General features: G+C 29.4%; 16 protein-coding genes. All 16 read right to left on the bottom strand.

Translation table 4 applies throughout. The annotated features are described in order from the left end of the window. Positions 1–33: 33 nt before the first annotated feature. Positions 34–249 (bottom strand): hypothetical protein, encoded by a 216-nt coding sequence (locus SSABA_RS03130; RefSeq protein WP_025251140.1) that lies wholly within the window; start codon positions 247–249, stop codon positions 34–36. Then, positions 249–1,229 (bottom strand): ABC transporter permease, encoded by a 981-nt coding sequence (locus SSABA_RS03135; RefSeq protein WP_025251141.1) that lies wholly within the window; start codon positions 1,227–1,229, stop codon positions 249–251. The genes SSABA_RS03130 and SSABA_RS03135 overlap by 1 nt, the downstream gene beginning before the upstream one ends. After that, a complete protein-coding gene (locus SSABA_RS03140) occupies positions 1,213–2,535 on the bottom strand; it encodes an ATP-binding cassette domain-containing protein (protein WP_025251142.1) in 1,323 nt (440 codons plus the stop codon). The genes SSABA_RS03135 and SSABA_RS03140 overlap by 17 nt, the downstream gene beginning before the upstream one ends. 18 nt (positions 2,536–2,553) lie before the next feature. Beyond that, the gene (locus SSABA_RS03145; RefSeq protein WP_025251143.1) at positions 2,554–3,513 is read right to left on the bottom strand and encodes an alpha/beta hydrolase; all 960 of its coding nucleotides are present in this window, start codon (positions 3,511–3,513) and stop codon (positions 2,554–2,556) included. Positions 3,514–3,559: 46 nt separating this feature from the next. Next, positions 3,560–3,898, bottom strand: a complete 339-nt coding sequence (gene sepF, locus SSABA_RS04995; RefSeq protein ID WP_025251144.1) for a cell division protein SepF — start codon at positions 3,896–3,898, stop codon at positions 3,560–3,562. Between the two features lie 6 nt (positions 3,899–3,904). Then, a complete protein-coding gene (gene ftsZ, locus SSABA_RS03155; protein ID WP_025251145.1) occupies positions 3,905–5,266 on the bottom strand; it encodes a cell division protein FtsZ in 1,362 nt (453 codons plus the stop codon). 11 nt (positions 5,267–5,277) lie between these two features. Beyond that, positions 5,278–6,822 (bottom strand): hypothetical protein, encoded by a 1,545-nt coding sequence (locus SSABA_RS03160; protein ID WP_025251146.1) that lies wholly within the window; start codon positions 6,820–6,822, stop codon positions 5,278–5,280. 15 nt (positions 6,823–6,837) lie between these two features. Continuing rightward, entirely contained in the window at positions 6,838–7,779 is a 942-nt protein-coding gene (gene rsmH / locus SSABA_RS03165; RefSeq protein WP_025251147.1) for a 16S rRNA (cytosine(1402)-N(4))-methyltransferase RsmH, read from the bottom strand. Beyond that, positions 7,776–8,204 carry a division/cell wall cluster transcriptional repressor MraZ gene (gene mraZ / locus SSABA_RS03170; RefSeq protein ID WP_025251148.1) on the bottom strand — a complete coding sequence of 143 codons (429 nt, stop codon included), beginning with the start codon at positions 8,202–8,204 and terminating at the stop codon, positions 7,776–7,778. Before mraZ ends, rsmH begins: the two co-directional genes overlap by 4 nt. Before the next feature lie 247 nt (positions 8,205–8,451). After that, positions 8,452–8,631, bottom strand: coding sequence for a 50S ribosomal protein L32 (rpmF, locus tag SSABA_RS03175; RefSeq protein ID WP_025251149.1), 180 nt, complete (start codon positions 8,629–8,631; stop codon positions 8,452–8,454). Between the two features lie 17 nt (positions 8,632–8,648). Beyond that, positions 8,649–9,167, bottom strand: coding sequence for a YceD family protein (locus tag SSABA_RS03180; RefSeq protein WP_025251150.1), 519 nt, complete (start codon positions 9,165–9,167; stop codon positions 8,649–8,651). Position 9,168: 1 nt separating this feature from the next. After that, positions 9,169–11,577: a phenylalanine--tRNA ligase subunit beta gene (pheT, locus tag SSABA_RS03185; RefSeq protein WP_025251151.1), complete on the bottom strand. Its 2,409-nt coding sequence runs from the start codon at positions 11,575–11,577 to the stop codon at positions 9,169–9,171. 14 nt (positions 11,578–11,591) lie between these two features. Then, on the bottom strand, positions 11,592–12,644 hold the full coding sequence (gene pheS, locus SSABA_RS03190) for a phenylalanine--tRNA ligase subunit alpha (RefSeq protein ID WP_025251152.1): 1,053 nt from the start codon (positions 12,642–12,644) through the stop codon (positions 11,592–11,594). A gap of 54 nt (positions 12,645–12,698) precedes the next feature. Next, entirely contained in the window at positions 12,699–13,304 is a 606-nt protein-coding gene (locus tag SSABA_RS03195; protein ID WP_148293483.1) for a hypothetical protein, read from the bottom strand. Positions 13,305–13,316: 12 nt separating this feature from the next. Continuing rightward, a complete protein-coding gene (locus SSABA_RS03200) occupies positions 13,317–17,135 on the bottom strand; it encodes an ABC transporter permease (RefSeq protein ID WP_025251154.1) in 3,819 nt (1,272 codons plus the stop codon). Between the two features lie 18 nt (positions 17,136–17,153). After that, positions 17,154–20,963 carry an ABC transporter permease gene (locus SSABA_RS03205; protein WP_025251155.1) on the bottom strand — a complete coding sequence of 1,270 codons (3,810 nt, stop codon included), beginning with the start codon at positions 20,961–20,963 and terminating at the stop codon, positions 17,154–17,156. Positions 20,964–20,981: the final 18 nt, after the last annotated feature.

The raw sequence follows: 20,981 nt of genomic DNA on the forward strand, positions 1-20,981 counted from the left end.
TAAGCGTTCCTCAAAGCTCTTAGTTTTCCAATCTTACAGGGTTCTTAAAAAAGTGCTAATTGAATTTCGAGCAATTCCAACAGCGATTGCTGAAATTAGTAAAAATGGGTCATTTTGTTTAAATGACAATCAAATTACCAAGGTAAAAACCGTGATACCAATTCCCAACGAAATATTAATATAACCTCGGAGTCAATTTTTTCACTGAATATTATAAAGTAATCATATTGTCTTGAGATTTCTTTTCACTATTTAATTTCCCTTCTTGGAGCTTTATTTGGCAAACTACCGGAATGTTTCTTATTGTTTTGATACTTTATAATTTCTTCAAGTTGTTCTTTGCTTGTGGCTTGCTGAATACGATAAATATGGTTTAGATGTCTATAAATACCTGGATAACCTTTATAGCGACGAGCATTATATGAAAAATTTTTGTAAAAAATTACAACTATTATCGCCATAAAAATTACAATAAGAATAATTGTTGCCAAATAAGGAATTCACAATTGGTTTAAATATCCAAATCCATTTTTAGCAAAAGTGCCATCACCTAGCGGGTAAGACATTGTGGTGTCACCGATTCAGCCAGCTTGCATTAAATTTAAAACATAACGATGAGGAAAAAAATAAGTAATAATATTGAGCGAAGTGTTTGAGTTAATTAAATAGTAAGGCACTCCAAGACCTAGCATGTAAAAAGGAATAAAATAAAGTCAAATAAAAATCGAGATTATTACTTCATTATTTTTGAAAGAAAAGACGACAATAATTGCCATTAAGTTTGACATTAACACCATTAAAAATAATGAGCTAAAAAACATTAACCAATTGACACTTTGTAAGTATATACGTTGATCTGGAAAGCACATTGCAAGAGCAAACAAAATTGCAATTACAAAAATGTTTGTAACCAAATTAAAAATAATCATTGATAATCCAATTATTCTTTTTGAAATCGGGGTATGTAAAAAAGTTTGAACCAAATGCTTGTTATTAAAATCATTAATTGTTCGCCCAAAGTTATATAAAGAATTTCTAACAACAGAAACCCCAATCGCAGAAGCAAGTAAGAAGCGGTCAGTTTGAACCCCTTTTTCTGTAAATAATAATCAACAAAAAAGAGTAAAGGTTGTTAAAACTAATCCCAAAACAATGTTTGTTATATCTGTTCAGTAATTGCGAAACTGAATTTTTCATAATTTCCCAAAGATTCTAAGATTTTTTCTCATAGCCACTTTCTTTTCTAAAATTGTTTTTTATCATTATTTTTTTAGTTTTTTTATATTTTTTTCTTTCTTGCTTGATTAATCTTAATTCTTGTTTAATATATTTTTGTTTCAAAAATTGCAATTCTTTTTGTTCACTATTTAAGGATCTTAAAGTTTTGATATTCCCACCAAAAATAACCTGATTGGAACGAAAAACCGCTTTTAATTTTTGGTTTAGGTAATCAATAAATATTTTAGCTTCTTTTATCACTTGCTTTAACTTTAAAAATTGTGAGTTTTTTTGAGAAAAAGCTTTTAACTTATTTAATTCTAAACGCGACTTCCTAATATTGGTTTTCAATAACTTGCGAAGTCCGATTATATTGTCTTTTTCCAGGCTATCATTTGCCAATTCAGTTATTTTTATTTCAATCTCTTCAAAATAAAAAACAATATTTTCGGTCATAATCTGAAAAATGCTATCTTTGACAAATTCAAACTTGTTAAAATCTTTCTCAACCTGCTTTTTAAAATGGTTTAGTTTGGTATTGTATTCTTTAATTATTGGCTTAAAAAACGGATCAGGATGAGGCTTAATGGCTTTTGAGGCAATTTCTGTGCTCATTTTTTTTATATAATTGACCGCTGTATTATATTTTGAAGCTATTTCCACAACACTTTTGTCATCGATTACATGGCCATCATTTAAGAAAATAACTCGCGAAGCATAGTGGTCAATAAAATCATGGTCTGGAGAAACAACAATAAGAGTTCCATTATAATTTTGGATGTACTTATTAAAAAATTCAAAAATTCGGTTTCTAAAATTATAACCAATCGATGAGGAAATTTCATCAACAACGACAAGTTCTGGCTTGTGAAAAAATGCTAAAAATAAGTTGAACATTTGCAAATTAACTACACTTAACTTAGCTAACTGTTTATCTAAAAAAGTGTTGATTTCAAATACTTCAATTAATGTTTGAACTCAAACTTCGTCTTGCATTTCAAAAATATTTCTATATAGTTCAATTATATCCTTGACAAAAAAACCTGAAGGTCAGTTTTGGTCTCTCAATTGGACTCCTATTGAGTTTGAAACTGAATCTTGCAAAAAATAATAGTCAATAAATCCCGAAGTTTGCGCAAGATCATTGGCAATAATGCTCGCCAAAACAGATTTACCACTTCCATTTGCTCCTAAAAAAACAATAATTTCATTTTGATAAATCTTTAAATTTATTTTTTTAACGGCTCATGCCCCTTTTTTAAAAATCTTGGAAATATTATTTAATTCCACTAGAACTGTTTTGCTTTTTAATTCCATTACCTTGCCCCTTATGCTTTATTTCTGATTATTCAAAATGAACTGGTTTGAGACACTCATATACTCTTCAAAATTTTTGACAATTGCTTTTGTATGACCTCCAGCATTAAATAATTTTAACTCGTTTTTAGGTAATTTTTCAGATAAATTTTTTAAGTAATAAATTTTTTCTGAGTCGTGATAACTTGTTACGTCATCATCTAAAGTATGAATTAAAAGCATTGGAAATGTTTTTAAATTCTGGGGGATTAAATTTGGATAATCTAAATTTTTTAGGTTAACCCCGTATTCTTCTTGATAAATATTAATAATATCTTCTTTAACCATTCCTAAGTAATTACCAAAAATGCTTGGTACTTGATTATTAATTAAAAAATCCAGTGCAATTGGTGCACTCAAATAAGTTGAATCTGAAATTCCAAATTTAATATTGTTTTTCTTAATGAACTCCAACTCTGTAATTGAAAAATAATTTAAAGTAAAAGCCCCCATGCTAGTACCAGAAATACCAATTAATTCTACTGACTCATTTGAGTTTAAATACTCAATGGCCGCTTTTAAGTCTCAAGTTTCCTTATAACCTAGTGTGATAATATCAGTTTCACTGTTTCCGTGATTTCTGAAATCAAAAACCATTAGGTTATAACCCAATTCGCGATAGTTTCAAATTGAAAATAACTTAGCTATTCCAGAACTTGAATAACCGTGCAATCCAATAATTCATTTTTTGGTTTTTACTGGGTTTCGATAAATTGTTCCTGATAACTTAATCCCATCCTGAGAAACAAAAGAAATATCCTCCAATTTTACGTTGTCACCAATATATAATGGATTAGTCTTAAATTGCTCATCAAAAGCACTATTAAATAGTTTAACAAGGTTGTAGTTAACTTTTGTCTTTGAGCTGCTCAAAAAACTTAAGTTTGTGGCCTTATTAAATATGCGAATTATTTTTCTAGCTATTATACGATCTTCCATTGTTACCTCCAAAAAAATAAAAAAGAGCTTGTACTCTTTTGTAAAATTAGTGATTTAAGACAAATTGATAAATTTTATTATCCAGTTTTCGATAGTCGCCCTCAAGTCCGTACATAACTCCAGTTAAAAAATCTATTACTCTTACTTTATCAGCTGCGCTCAGTTTTGAAAAACTAATTGTTGCTTTACGAAAACGAATTAAGGCATCAGCAATTTCTTGAATTTCACTGTAAGATTGTGGTTCGAAATGTGTAGTATGACTAACATCAAATACTTCGTTAACAAAATTCAAATTCATTGAAAGCGGTCTTTCGTGAAGTGGCTGATATTTTGATTCTGTTTGTTCTGATTCTTTTGATACTTTTTTATCTTTTTTTCATCCCATAATTAACTACCATTTTTTTCTTAAAAAAGTTGGAAAGTCCCCATCATCATCGCTGTTATCTGCAACATTGACTGGTTCATTTTTGGGAGTATCACGATCTTCTTCGCGGAAACGTTCCATTCGATTTTGGATAGAAACCATTTCATTATCATCTTGAACAAAACTTGGTCGTTTTGGATCTTGACGTTCTGTTAAAGGCGTGCGACGATCATATGCATTCATCATTGGATTTTCATCTTCAAATTCATCATTAAAATTATCTATCGGTTTACTAATCGGTTCAACAACTCGTTCATTATTTTGTCTTGTTGGTTGACTTTCATAGTTATTAATAGCACTTGGATTAGCATTAATTACTTGCTGGCGTACTTGACTATTTAAATGGTTTTGTTGAAAGTTAACCTCTGAATTGCGATATTCATCCTCAAAACCTGTTGCAATTACAGTTACAATAAGTTCATCGTCTAAGTTTTCATTAATAGCGATTCCAAAAATAATATTTAAATCTTCTCCGCTTGCTTGTTGAACGATATCAACTGCATCATATGCATCGTTTAAAGAAACATTTTTGCCACCAGTTACGTTAACAATTGCATCTTTGGCTCCTCTTACACTTGTTTCTAATAAAGAAGAAGTTATTGCTTTATTAGCTGCTTCTATTGCTTTATCTGGTCCTTTTCCAATTCCGATTCCAAATAAGGCATTTCCTTTACCTTGCATTACGGTACGAACATCTGCAAAATCTAAATTAATAACAGATGGGACGGCAATTAAATCTGTAATTGTTTGAACTCCTTGTTTTAAAATATTATCTGCTTCACGGAATGATTCAGCAACAGGAATTCCTCCAATAATATCTAATAAACGATCATTGGAAATAATAATTATTGAGTCAACATATTTACGTAGCTCAGAAATTCCTTGAACTGCGTATGAATTTCTCATGCGCCCTTCAAAGCGGAATGGTTTTGTTACAATTCCAATTACTAGCGCTCCGGTTTCTTTAGCAATTCTAGCAATTTCTGGGGCTGCACCAGTACCAGTTCCCCCACCCATTCCAGCGGCGATGAAAATTAAATCACTTCCAGCTAAAACTTCTTTTAATTTATTTTCACTTTCAATTGCTGCTTGGCGACCAACGTCTGGATTTGCTCCTGCTCCTAGGCCCTTTGAAATTTCAGCTCCAATAACAATTTTAGTTTCAGCTTTACTTGCAGCTAAAACCTGAGCATCCGTATTTGCAACGATAAATTCAACACCTTGAACATTTTCTTCAACCATTCGGTTTACTGCGTTGCAACCACCACCACCAACACCAATTACTCTAATTTTGGCAGTTTGGTTTACATTTAAATTAATTTCGCTCATTTATTTTCTCCTTACAAATTATTTTGAAACGCATAATTACCGTTATTATTTGGTTTATTAATGTCCGTTTGTTTTATAATACCATTTTGTTGTCCAAAATTTAAGTTTTCTTGAAATTTCGGTTCAACTAATTTTTGTGATTGTTGGTTGTTATTTAAATCCTGATTATGTTGAATTGGATTGGTGTTACTAAATTGATTTACAAAGTTATGATTATGTTGAATTGGATTTGCATTATGGAATTGATTTACAAAGCCATGATTGTGTTGCATTGCGGGATTATAATTTCCATTTCTTATAATTGGTGCTTGGTTTTGATGGTTAGGTCTAAATTCTGGTCTTTGTACTGGTTCTGGATCTTTCAAGTTTTCTTCTCCAAGTGATGTAACAACTCTTGAATTGTTTTTATTAATTAAATGTTCTTGAATCATAATTCCACAAAGAGCTGTAATTCATATTTCATTTCCACCAATCACATCAGAATAATAAATCATTTGATTTTCACCTAATTTTTTTTGAGATAATAGGTTTTCAAATCCTGAAATTTCTGTTATTTTTCCGGTGTGATAAATATTGTACTGGTTATCAGTATTTTGAACCACCTCATGTTTTATTATTAAATTCAATTTACGAATTACATCATCAATTACCTCAACAAAAATTCTTTTAAACTCACTCATTGTAAGCTCAAAATTTTTATTTTCTTTTGTTAAATATTTTCGATAAATTATTGTATCGCTTAAATTATCAGATTTAAAATCAACAATTTTAAATAAGTATTTTTTTACAATTTCGGGTTTTGCATAAATTTTTGCACCAATTTCTTCAGCAATTTTTTCTAATCCAACATTAATTGGGGCAATTCGAAGCAAAGTTTCTTGAGCAAAAATATTTAAGGAAATTGCATTTAAATCTCAATCTACCAGTAAAGAAATTTTGCTTCTTAAACTGGCGACATTTACAATTTGACGAGCCAAAGCATAGGTTTTAATTAAGCAATTTAAAACACCAAATCCAGCCGTTGAAACTACCTTTAAGTGTGAGTTGTAAACTTCGCTTGGCACAGTGTAAACATTTGCATACATTGTTAGTTTATGAGCAACAGCCCCAATCGGAGCAACTCCTTTTTTAAAAGTATCATCAACCAAATATCGAGTGGGTTTTATTGAAACAACTTTACGATTATTTGAGTAGTTAACATCTTTGGCATCGCTATTTAATTGGCTAATGTCTTTTGATGTAACAATTCGAGCCGGACCTCCATTTGCTAAATTTAAAGTTGAAATCGCTTCTTTAATCTCGGTATTTTTTTCAGGAATTACTACTGTTATTTTCAGGATTTTCTTTTCAAAAGTTCTTTCATATTCTTGGACTAAACGATTTAAAAGGTTGGCTGCTGCTTTTATATCAATAACTTCATTATTGGCATTTAATCAATTTCCAAATTCTTGGTGCTTATATATTATTTTCAAGACTTTGTTAATCTGATATTTTCCAATAGCAAAACGAAATTCATTTCTAGTTATTTCTAAAGCTGCGTAAATTTCATTTTTCATACATATTTCCTCCTTTTACTTTTTCTTAATTGCTCATAGTTTTGCGCTGTGAGCGCGACGGTTATTTTCTAATTCTAATTCCCTGGGTTTGAAAGGCTTTTTATTCACTAACTCAAATAGGCTTTTACTAGGTACATTAATTGGTAATTTTGCTAAAATTTTGTCTTCTTCAAATATTGTTACCCCTTTAAAAATTTCTTTTACAATTTTTTCTTCAAGGGATTGGAAGGTTATAACAACTAATGTTCCTCCACTTTTTAACAATTTTAAAGAGCTTTTAAGAGCATCTTTTAAAACTTCAAGTTCGTTGTTTACACAGATTCTTAAAGCCTGAAAAATCTTCTTAGCTGGATGCTTTTTTTCCTTTAGAACTTTTTGAGGTAGACCGCTTTTAATTATTTCAACAAGTTCAAAAGTCGTTTGAATTTCTTTGATTGCTCTAGCCTCGATAATTCGATTTGCGATTTTGACGGCGTATGTTTCTTCACCAAAATCACGAAAAATTCTAATTAAATCACTTAAACTCCAATTGTTTACAATTGATTTGGCTGTTAATTGATTTGATTTTTGATCCATCCTCATATCAAGTTCGCTGTCAAAACGATAACTAAAACCACGATCTTTATTATCAAATTGTGGTGAGGAAACTCCCAAATCAAATAAAATACCATCCACTTCAAAAACGCCTTGAAAAGCAAGTAAACTTTCAAGATCCCTAAAATTGCCCTTTAAGATTTTAAAATTTTCACTTATTTTTTCAAGAATTGGTTGACTATAATTTATCGCGGTTTCATCTTGATCAATTGCAAATAGTTTCCCTGTTGTTAAACATTTTAAAATTTCTTTGCTGTGCCCTGCTCGCCCTAAAGTAGCATCAACATAGATACCACTTTTCTTAACATTTAAAAAATCAATTGCTTCATTTAATAATACCGAAACATGATGTTCTTGCATTATTTTGCTCCGCCTAGTTCATTTGCAACAGATTCTAAGTCAGTTAAGTGTTGATTGCTGTAGTCTCTATATTTTTCAATATCTCATATTTCAATTTTATCTCCAATTCCCAAAATCAATACTGATTTTTTGATATCGCCCAGACTAAGAAGATTTGTTGGTATTTTGATTCGCCCTGCTGAATCAAAATCAATTTCTGATGAATTTGAAAATATTTGTCTTGCTAGCAATCTTGCATTTGAGTTAGTGGAACTGTGCTGAGAGATTTCTTTATATCAAATTTCAAACTCATTTTGACTTCGAACCTCTAAACAACCCTCAAAACCTTTTGAAATATAAATAGTATCACCTAATTGATTTCGTAATTTTGAAGGAATCGTTAGTCGAGATTTTTCATCTAAATTGTGCTCAAATGTACCTAATAACACAAAATCCCCCACTTTCTCCCACTTGAAAACATTATATATCTTTTTTTGACAATAAACAACATTTTTTAAATTTATTTAAGAAAAATTAATAAATAATATAATAAATAGAAATGCCCAAATTACAGCATTATTCGCAAAAATACTCTAAAAAGACCCGTGTTTTTGAAAAACTTTAAACTAATTTGGGCAAAAAAAATAAGCTTAATTCCGTTTACGGAATTAAGCTTATTTAAAATTTTAAGTTAAATTAGTCTTCAACTCTTACTACTTCTTTACCTTTGTAGTTTCCACATTCTCTACATACGCGGTGTGGTCTAATCATAGCACCACAGTTTTGGCATGAAACAATTGCAGTTGATACTAAAGCCAAGTGACTACGACGTTTATTTTTCGCAGCCTTACTGGTTTTTCTAAATGGTACAGCCATATTTCCACCTCCTAATGCTATTTTTGTTTCTTGTCTTTTTCTTGTAAATCAAGAAGTTTAGATCAGCGCTCATCGACGCGATTTTCTTGTTGTTCGTTAAATTGATCTTCTGATAATAAACTTCAATTTTTACCAACCTTAGAAATTGTATCACAATTATTTGACAAATTAACAGGAATATTTAAAAGAATTTGCTCAATTATCAAGTCTTTTAATTCAAATTGATCTCCCAAAATTAAGTTTTCTTGGTCACTATATTTATCGTTGAATGTATAGTTTTCTTCTCATTCGACCAAATCATGATATGGAAAAGTTCCCCCATTTTTAGCATCAATGGCAATTAATTCAAATTTGATTTTTCCGCTAATTGTCAGATTTTCTAGAGTATCAGAATATTTAAGCAAGCCCTTAAATGAAATTCCGTTAAATTTATCAATTAAAAAGTTTGTGTAATCTTCATCATTACCAATTTCAATTTCAAGATTTACGGGAATTTGTTTTTTGAGATTTAACTCTCTTTTTGTAAAAATACTCATTTTAACGAACCTTAAATCCTAATCCACTAATGTTATTTAATATTTTATCAAATTCTTCACCGACCTCTTGATCTGATAATTGCTTATCAAAGGAGTTAAATGTAAAATTCATTGCAATGGCTTTTGCATTATTTGCCTTTAAAACTTCGTCTTCATAAACATCGATTACCTTATAATCAATTAAGTTCTCGAGGTTTTGGGTAATTTTTTTGAAATAATTTCCCAAATTTAAATCAGCATTTATTTCAAAAGAAACATCACGCGTGGTTTTTTGAAACTTTGAAATTGGTTTCAATTCAATTATTCCTTGACTTTGTTTTTCAATTTGAGTCAAATTTAGTTCCATTAAAAATACACTAGTTACCTTTAATGCTTGTTCTTTGCGAGGATTTAGTTTGAATAAAAATCCAATTAAACTACCGTTTAACATGATTTTTGAGCTAATAAATGGGTGAATTTCATTTACAACTGTTTCATTTTGCTCAAAACTAACTTGTTCTAGATTAACATTCATTACTTTTAATATATTTTCTGTAACAGATTTTAAGTAATCAAAACTTCCTGGAATTTTGATTTTTGAAATTTTATCGTCAATAAAGTCACCAGTTAAAGATAAAGCTAAATGGCGCTGTCTAACATTTTGTAAGTTGTAGACGTCTGCAATCTCGTAAAACTTGGTGTTTTTGTTACCTTTATTAGAATTTGTTTCTATTACATCAATAAATGATTTAAACAAAGATTGACGATAAAATTCATGATTTTTGCTAATTGGTGACATTAGTTGAATTGGGTAATCTATTTTGAATAAATCCCATTTTTTTGCATCTTCCTCTTTAATTAAAGAGTAGGTTTTAATATTTGTGAACCCTGCTCCAATTAAGTAATTTCCAATTTTACTTTGTACTGTTCTTGACAAATCTTTTGCCTTTCCAGTCATTACAATACTTGGGGCTATTGGTTTGATGTTATCATAACCAAATAAGCGAGCAATTTCTTCAATGATATCAGCTTCAAAATTTAGGTCAAGTCTTTTTGGATCGCATGTAAATTCAAAAATATTATTTTTTTCTCCGGTAATTTTAATTTCAAAGTCCAAATGACTAAAAAGTTTTTGTAAACGTTTCAAATTAAGGCTAAAACCAAGGTATTCACGAATCCTTTTGGCTGGTAGCAATATTTTCTGAGTTTCTTGTTGAGTTTGTTTGATAAACTTTAGTGGTTGAAAACTCTCAATAAAATCATATTTCAATAATCAATTAATCGTTGTTTCTCAGGCTTGATTTATTATATTTAGACTCATTGGCTTCATATATCTTTGCAAGGCACAGTTTGACATATTTAATTTTTTTTGCTGACGACGCATTAAAATCGGATTGATGTTGAAATACAAAATTATTAGTTCTTTACTTCGTTCCTTTGGTAAAAAATCTTTTTCAATACCCTTTCCCAAAACAGAAACTAACTTGTCACCCATTTTTATTTCAACTTGAGGATCTTTTGAGGTTCCCGAATTGACAATAGTTAAATTCTCAGTAACTTTATTGGCATCTAAAATAACCACTGGTTGACCTGATTCAAAAGCAATTAAGTTGGCAATGTCTTCAAAGAAATTTTCTTCCTTTTTAATTCCGCTAAATTTGGCAATTAGTTCATCACTTGAATATAAAAATAAATTTTCATCTTTTAGTGAATAGATTTTCTTTGTTTCAACCGCTGTATAGGCGATCATATTAATATCTTCACTCAATTCCTGCGAAATTTTTACATCAATGTTGTGCTTAAACGTTTTTGCTTCTAATTGATCATTAAAACCTAAATTAAAGTCCCTTTTAAAATAATTAGCAATTTCTTTACCGATTTGAAAAGCAGATAAGGCATCGCTGCGATTTAATGTTAAGTCTACCTCCCAAGTATAATCCAAAAAACCAATTGTCTTTAAAATTGGTGATCCTGATAGTTTATATAAATCTTCTTTTGCATGGATTTCATAAATTCCGTCAAGTTCCTTTGGGGTTTGTAATTCCTTTTTTAAACCGATTTCCTCTAATGAACAAATCATTCCCTCTGAGGTTTTTCCTTGAATTTCTCGTTTATTAATAGTTAATCCATTGGCGATTTTCATTCCCGGTAATGCAGTTATAACAAATTGTCCTTCTGCAACATTTCCAGCCCCACACAAAATCAAATGTGGTAATTCGGTTCCTGTATCAACAAATGTTGAATTTAAGTGGGTTCCTTGAATTTTTTCGCAAAATCCAATATGCCCCAAGACCAAATCATCATTTAATTTACTATAATCATTTTCTTCTTCAACTTCAAAACCTAAAGAATTTAAGGCGATTGAAATTTGCGAATTTTGGATACCTTTTAAATCAATGTATTTTTCTAGTCAATTTCTTGTAATTATCATATATTCAACTCTTTCTAGTTACCAAAAAAATGAAATTGATTTAAAAATCTTATGTCATTTTCATAAAAATCTCTTATATTCGAGATTCCGTATTTTAGCATTGCAATTCTTTCTACTCCAACACCAAAAGCTAGAGCAGTGTTCTTTTGTGGGTTTATTCCATTTAAGCGCAAGACATTCTCGTTAAACATCCCCGAGCCTAGAATTTCAATTCATCCTGAATTTTTACATAATTTGCACCCTTGGCCTAGACACTTGAAACAGCTTAAATCAACTTCTGCACTTGGTTCAGTAAATGGGAAATAACTGGGGCGCATTCTTATATTAACTTGATCTCCAAATAGTCTCTTGCATAAATATTGTAAAATTCATTTTAAATTTGCAAAAGATATTTTTGGGCCAATTAAAAAGGCATCAATTTGCATAAATTGATGTGAATGAGTCGCATCATCAACATCACGGCGATAAACATTACCAAAACTTACAGAACCATGTTGTTTAATTTCTGACCCTGTTTGACTTAATTTAGATAGAATTCGCGAAGACATATTCGTACAATGGGTTCTTAAGACTTGTTTTTCATTTACATAAAAAGTATCTTGCATATCTCTTGCTGGATGACCTTCAGGTAAGTTTAGGCGTTGAAAATTGTATTCATCTTCCTCAAATTCAGTTCCATCAACCATCTCAAATCCCAATTCCGAAAATATTTCACTCAATTCTTCGATAACTAAATTTAATGGGTGCTTAGATCCAAAAGATAAATTCATCCCCGGAAGAGAAATATCTTTTTTTTCTGAACTCAACTGCAATTTCAAATCATCTTGATCGAATTTTTCTTGCAATTCATTTATTGTATTTAAAATCTGTGTTTTAATTTCGTTTGCCAATTTTCCGGCTTCTTGACGGGTTTGGGCATCGGCATTTCTTAATTCTTGCAAAATTGAATTTAGTGGCGAGTTTTTACCAATAAATTCTTTTTTTAATTCTTCAATATCACCGCGAGATGAAGAATTTACAATTTTTTCATTAAATTTTATCTGTAGTTCTTTTAATTGATTTAACATCATTTATTTCTCCTTAAATATAATACTATCATTAATGATTTGCTTTATAAAGAATTATTTTGTTTCTTTAAGTACTTGAACCGCTTTATTGTTAATTGATACTTCTTGATTTTTTTCAATTATAATACGATTCAGTTCACTATCAATAATATTAGTTTTCAGCAATATTTTTGTGAGTTTGATTTTATTTAATATTAAATTATTCTTCAGCTTTAAGAGCTCTAAATCATAATATTTATCAATATCCAAATTTTGGCCATTAATATAAACATCTTCGTGAATAATATTGTGAAAAATTCATTTAATCAAGACTAAACTGATAAAATTTTTAATTTTGCTATATGAAAATATCAAATATTCTTTATATTGTTTTAACTGATCTTCAAAATTATTAAATTCGTATATTATTCTTACCGAGAAATCATAACCTTCTTTTACTAATTTTCTTATTGTCTCCAATTTATTTTCAATTTCTTCAATTAAGAGATTACCAAATTTATAATTTAGTTCCCGTTCTAAAAATGTTATTAAATTTGGCAGGTTAAAAATTCTAAAATAATCTTCATAAGGTCATTTAAATTGATATTTATTATAGTTTATCTTAACTACCTTTTGCATATATTTTTCAACAATGGCATCATAATAATCCAGAAAATTCAAAAGCATTTCCCCCTACTCTAAATTATTGACAATTGATTCTCTTTTAACTTTAATTTGAGCTACCAATCATCCAAAAAAACAAACAAAACCTAAAGCTAAAAATGTGACTAGTGGAGCTCAAAAACTTCAAGGAAATTCCATTAAAATTTGAGATGATGACCATGCAATATCCAAGACCACTCTTCAAACTATTAACGAAAATAAATATGAAATCATAAATGCCACAAGCGAATATATGACATAGTTTCCAATAACAATTCAATTCACCTCAGAATTTCGATATCCAAAAGCTTTCATTGTGAAAATAATATTTCTTGAAGTGTCAATAACAATGCTCATAATTACCACAAATAATATTATTAACAAAATCGAACTTAAAATTATTAATATCAACATCATTGAACTAATTTGACTCATCAAATCTTTTGCAAAAACTCGCGTGAGCCTTAAGTAAGCTACGTTGGAATTACTTAATCTATTTGTAAGACTTGGATTTGTTAAAAAACTAGGAGTTCTTAGTAAACTATCATCAGTTTCAAATAACTGTTCCAGAGGCAATATTTCCTTAAATCAAAACCCCAAAATTGGAGTTCCAAAATCATATCTCACAGCTAAAGAATTTGCATTAAGTTCCAAATTTAAGAAAGTATCTGCAAAATTGTTAGTATCAATTTCACCATTATATAACTCCATTTGTGAAAATAAGCGGTTTTTCAAAATCAAATGGTTTTCATCCTCAGGGTTAAGAATCCCGTTGGAATTTACTTTAAAAAAGGAGTTGTAGTCAGCGAAAATAGTATCAGTGTAAGTGTTTGCAAGATTAATATCAACAACTTTTACTCGGTTTATACCCGTTAACCCTGGTCTTGTTTTTGGAGCAATCAAAAAAGAGTCCCCTATTTTTAAATCATATTTTTTGGCAAATAATTGCGAAATGATTACCTTTGTCTCAAAGGGATTATCAAATAATTGATTTGACATATTTTTCAAAGTATCCGCTTTTGTTAACCTCATTCTTCATGCGGTTTGTAAATCAACTTTATCATCACCAAAATCAATTAACTCTAAATTTGCCAAATCTAAATTAGGCTTCATTAGTGGTTTTACTGAAAAACTATAAGATAGTAATTCAGTCGTTTCATTGTAAAATATCTGGTTACTTGTAATTAAAGTTGATGAATTTGTTGGAGCAGAAAATGCGGCTTCAAATAAAATTCTTGTCATTTCAGGTAGATTTCCAATTTGAAAATCAATATTTTTTTGACTTTGTCGCATTAAGGATCCCACAACTTTATTTGAAATATCAAAACTTTGAAAGTCTTGAATAGAAATTAATTCATCAATTCCCTTGCGAACAATTTCAATCGCAATTTTATTTTCAATACCCTGAGCAACTAAATTTTCATATGCCTCGTTGGCATAACTTAAGCCTGAACTTTGAGCAAATGCTAGCTGGGATATGGCTTTGAAATCACTTAGTCTGAAAGTGCTGTTTTTTTCATCGCTATTCTGTTGGGAGTAAAAAAGTGCTGTTTTTTTAAAATCAGCGGCATTGCCAATTTGTGGTAAACTTTCAAAACTATCTGTACTCTCAATTGCTGTTAAATCTGTTTTTAAAAATTTCGTCATTGAGGGTCCAAAATTTTCTCAAGCATCCGGTGAAGTGCCATTAACAATCATCATATCAGTTACTAAATTTTCACTATTACTTTTAATCGCCTCGGTTACAAGACTGGTTAGTAAACTAATTTTTGTTTCAAAATCATTACTATTTTGATTAACAACTTCATTAAAGTTTGAATTTTGATAACCGATGTATTTAATTGGATTGTCTATAAAATCATCTTCTTCTTCGATTTTAAAACCATCTTCTTGGTTTCACACGACATTTGGTTGAGAGTTGAAACGATAAAAATGACTCAAATTTTGATTGTATGGATTTGTATAGCGGTTATAATTCTGCTCAATTAAGCTTTGAGAACCTAATTGAAATAAAAATAGCATAGAGGCAAGTGAAAATAAAAATATTGTTGTAATAAACTTACCTTTTGACCTTTGAGTAAAGGCAGTTCTTAATCGGTAATTGAAACCTATGCTTTTGCTAGATAAATAGTGATTTATTTTTTGGCTTATGAACTGACAAATAAAAATAGGGAAAATAATGTAGGCCATAGTTGTTGAAAACTTGGAAGGCTCTTTTATTCTCGCGGTATTATTAATTAAATATAAGACAGGTTTTCCTAAAAAAAACGAAATTAGCAAATAACTCATAAGCATCAATGAAAGCGGAATTAGTATTAATATCAATGCTAAAAATCACAAAGAATAAAGAATTGGGTTCACAAAAAATATAATTTGATTTTCAAATAGAGCTAAGACATAAATTTGAATCGGAAAAGAAATAAAAAAACCAATTAAAATTCCGATGAAAATTGAAATTGTCACTTTAATCGCAAAAACTCACGCTAATTGAAAATTGCTATAACCGCTTGCCTTGAATATTCCAAGTTGTTTTAGAGAATCATTTATTTCCTTGCGAATTAAGAAATTAGTAAAAATAAATGATAGCAATAAAAGAATCACTGCAATTAAGATAAAAAGTATTGCTTGAATTTTTGTGATGCTTAGAGTTTCATGAAAAAAACTTTCCTTTATGCTAAACATAATTTTCTCAGAATTGTTAAATACCGTGGTTCCCTGCGATTCATTTATAAATAATTTTTCAATGTTAAAATTTGGGTCTTTTAATTTTATTAGAGTTTGAGTTTGCAAGGTAAGAGCTTTTGTAGTTTGATTTTCATAAAAATTATAATAAATTTCATCAAAAGCAGTTTCATCTAAAAAAGCAAAAAAATAATTTTGACTCGTTTTTCAAGACGATAAAAAGTTTTCTCCAGTTACCAATGATTCTAAATTTGATCCAAATCCTGAAATTCTAAATTCAACATCATGCATTAACCCGTTAGAAAAACCTAGCGGCAGTTTAATCACATCACCAATTTTTAGTCCATTAGACTTAGCAAACAAATCCGTTATCAAAATCTCTGGTATTACAGCGTTTGAATTGGGCATATGACCGTCAATTAAAACAACATTGTTTAACTCTGCTTTAGAGTCTTCAATAATTTTTCTAACTTCAATTGATCGGCCACGTGAATTTAACATCGGTTTCTCTTCAAAATAAATTTTAGGTTTATAATCGATGACTGCCTGATTTTCTTTGGCTATACTTTCAAAAATTTGTCTTTGCAAATACAATTGAACACTTCCAAAATTACCACTATCTTTGCCCAACATTTTTTGAAAATCAAAAGTAAAAATATCAAAATAAGTCAAACTACTACTGCTATTTATTTTTTTAATTTGCGAACTAGTTTGAAGGCCATTTTCTGAATTCATTAATACATTTAAGGTTGCATTTAAAATATCAACATAAATTCTATTTGTTTCAATTTCTTCCATTTTTAAAGGACGATCAATATCCCCCACCCCAATTTGGTGGTGCAAGGCCTTGTAGTATTCGGGAGTAAAAAAACTAAAACTATCATTTTCTATTTTCAAGATAAAATTATCATTTACTTGAAAATCTTCATGCGAATAAAAATACTTAAAAACAATTTCGGCTGACAAATAATTATAGTCATTATCCATCTCAAAATCTCACTTATTTGTATTTCTTTCAACATTATTAATTCGACTCATAATTTGAACAGATGGAGCCATTAAGCCAATTGATATAAGAGCCAGCAAGATTGTGAAAATAATCGAGCCAACTGTTTCAATTCATGCATTAAAAAAAGTTTTTAAATAGCTTTTTATTATTTTTTTCATAAAAGTCCCCCGTAAAAATTAGACGGTAATTTCGGTCATTTTCTTCTTTTTTATTTTAACATAACTAGATAATCATCCGCATAAAATCACAATTCCCAAAATTCCAAGAGTTATAAGCGGAATTTTAAAGCTTATATGGTGGTCAACAAGTAGGCTCATATTTTTTCATGCATAAATACTGAAACCATAAAATATTACTGAGGCCATTAAATAGCAAAATAATAAAGAAATCAAACTTCAGATAACATAATCTCCAAGTACAATTCAGTTAACTTGTAAAACCGAGTATCCAATTGATTTAAATGTCAGAATTATCTTAGAAGCTTCATCAATAATTGCCAATATCAAAACTATCAATATAATAGAAAAAATCGCAATTATCATGACTAAAACTATATTCAAAATAACGATTAGATTACGGGACATATCAAGAGAGTGTTGCCTTTCTATTGAATATAAATTTGAATATGGTCCATCTCCATCAGAATAATTTAATGGATTTGTCATTAAAATCGGCTTATTGTCGAAGATATTGCCCATTGGATAATCAATAAAATCACTAAAAATCGTTCCAAAAAACGGTGTCGACTCGTCGATATTATTTGTTAGGGTTTTGGTAACTAGTGACGTGTTTTCAATTTCCAATAGAGATTGGTAATTGCTAAATTTAAATAAGGGATTGGTAGAAACCAGACTATTTATTAGATTCCCACTGCTGTTATTTATAGAATCATCACCATAATTTTTAAAAAAAGTATTATCGTCAACAATGATGTCATGAGAGTAAATATCATCGTTATTAATAGCTGAAACAACCAATGAAATTTTTACCTTGTTTTCGGTTTGTATAACAACTTCGATTGCGTCACCCTTTTTAAAACCAAATGTTTTGGCTGTTAACTTACTAATTATTGCATTTACATTATTATCACTTTCGCGATTATTGGATAAATTATCTCAATCACGACTACTCAAACTACTATTTTTTATTACATCAAAATAGCCATCTGTGTTGCTTCTTGTATCTGTTAAAACTAAATTCATTTCGGCTTTAATATTTTGCTCAAATGGAAGCGCTTTTAAATTGTAAACCAAAGCTTCCTTAGTACTGTTGATAAAAATCTGATTATTAAGAACCAAGGTTCGCGACTTAGGGTTACTTAAAAAGGCTAATTTAAGAATATCTTTTGAATAAGTGCTGGCACTTTCCCAGTTATTCATTTTAAAATTTGGTTGAGTTGTAAAATTATTAGTCACTTTTAAATCATTAAACGCCAATGGGTCTCAAAAGTAATTATCATTACAATTTATATTATTATCCTGAATCATTTCGTTTATAAATTTCCTAGTTTCTTCTAGTGCAATTTGTGCAGTGTTTTTTTCTAATGCTTTCTTGTAATAATGATTCCCCTCATTTTGTAAGAAGTCCCTTTGATTGATTAAACAGGCGGTTTTACCAACATCTGATAGAAAGTAATTATTTTTTAAACCATTTTCGTCACTTGCAGTCATAAAAAATAATGATTTTTTTAAAGAATCTGGGTTAATTATATGAATTTTTTGAATCAAATCAATGTCATGATTTTGGCGCGGATTTATTTTTGATAAATCTGCTAAAAATAAATCTTTCACTATTGGTGCTGAATTGGTTGTGATTCCAGTAATTTCACTATCAGAAATTATATAATTGCTATTATTTGCTGCTTCATTAGAAACTGTTGTTAGTAGCCAATTAATTTGGTTGCTTGATTTTGTTGAGGTTTCCTCTAATATGGCTTTTAAACTATTTTTATCATTGTATTTTTCAAAGTTTATTGGGCTTGGATATATTTTATTTGTTTCAGTTAAAAATAATTTTTTCGTCTTAGAGTTATAATCAATATTTTGGAAATTGCTGAATTCAAATGAGTGATCGATTGAATTAACATACTTTTTGTCTCTTGTTGGTGTTAAGTCCTCACTAAAAGTCCGCACTTGAAACTGTAAAATTAAAATTACTGATGCAAAATTAAATAATGTCATTATCAAAATAAATTTCCCAATTGAGCGAGCAGTAAATGCTCTTCGAACTCTTCATCCAAAACCAAGACTTCGCACTTCCAAAAAACGAGAGATTTGATTATTTATCAGCTTAATAACTAAAAATGGAAAAAAAATAAACTGTAATATTTTAATAGCGATATTATTTTGTTTACTCTTATTTGAGCCACCTTCCATCATTTCCAAAGAAGTCTGTTGCATTGAAAGTAAAATCCACATAAATGATACTAATCCAAAAAATAATGGCACGAAAATAAGTAGAACAACTAAGAAAAATCAATTAAAATAAAATCTTTCAATAAAAAACATAATATTAATATCAAATGCCTTAAAACCAAGATTTTGTAGGGGCAATGAAACAAATAAACCAAAAAAGACGCCAATAGCAATTATTATCGTTGTTTTAATCGAAAAAATTATTGCAAAAGTTGAGTTCTGATAACCGAAGGCCTTGAAAATACCAATTTGGCGTATATTTTCTTGCAATTCTTTTTTAATTAAAAACATAATAAAAATAAAAGCCAAAGTCACCATTAAAAAACCGATAATAATATTCATAATCATTTGAGCTCCAACACTAATGATAATAAATTGATTTTTGAATTTGTTTAAAGTATTAAAATTGACCATATTTGCTTCATAAATACCAAATTCGTTAATTTGGCTAGTTTTAAAAATCATATTTAAATCAGCATTCGGATCTTTAAAGTTAATATATTTAGTAATTTCAACTTTTGTTCTTGGAGTTAATGAGTTTATCCAGTTTTGTTCAATAATGTCTCCAATTATTTTATCATCAACATAACCGTAGCCAAAGTTTTTCATATCTCGGCTAGCATCAGCAAAGTTTCCAAAAGTTGCTAAATCTTCGTATTTGATTCCGATTCCCACAACATTTCAATCTTGTTTTATTTGAAGGCCATCATTTCAGCCCGTATTTAAAAATATTTGAGATCCAACTTTTAAATTATTTAAACGAGCAAACTTGTCTGTTAAAACAATTTCTCGTTGACCAAAGTTCTCAGCATTAACATTACGACCTTCTTGGATAATAACCTGAGATATTTCATTATTATTAAAATTATTAAAATCTCTTGAGATACCATTTTTTAAATGAACAACTTTAGAATCAGAATTTGAAGATGTTTTAGCACTAAATGTTGGCAAATCCAGAGATCAAGTCATTTGAATTTTGTCACGATTTAAATTATTGTTACTTATTTCATAAGCTACATAAAATGGTATTTCATAATTAAAATTAATTTTTGAGGGGTTATCTCCATGTAAGTAATCCATAAATTCCTTAGAAAAAAAATCTTTCCCATAAAAAAATCCGTTTGAATCCTTAATATTTGAGTTAACTAAAGCACCTTGGGAAAAATACCCCATTGCTTTTTTAATTTCGTTTGCCACAATTGTTTTAGAATCATCTAAATTGTTTTCTTCAAGAGCAATTAAGTAATCTCTAAATCTCTCACTCAAAAAATTATAATCATCACAACTGTTCGGGGTTGATAGAAATACCTCATCACCCTCGCTGACTTGTTGACCCTGATAAAAAAATTGGTAAACAAATTCTGTGGTAAAAGAATCTTGGTTGGACTCAAAAAACAAGTCTCATTTATTAGTATGCCTATTAACTGCTTGAGTTCGGGTATGAATTTGTAATGACGTTGTCATCATACCAATCGCAACACCACTTAGGATAACAAGAAATAGCAACACTCCAATCATTTGACCGAAATATTGCTTAAATGATCTTAAATAGTTCAATAAAATTTTTCTCATTAATTCTCCGTTATAATT

This window comes from Spiroplasma sabaudiense Ar-1343, assembly GCF_000565215.1.
Taxonomy (GTDB): domain Bacteria; phylum Bacillota_I; class Bacilli_A; order Mycoplasmatales; family Mycoplasmataceae; genus Spiroplasma_B; species Spiroplasma_B sabaudiense.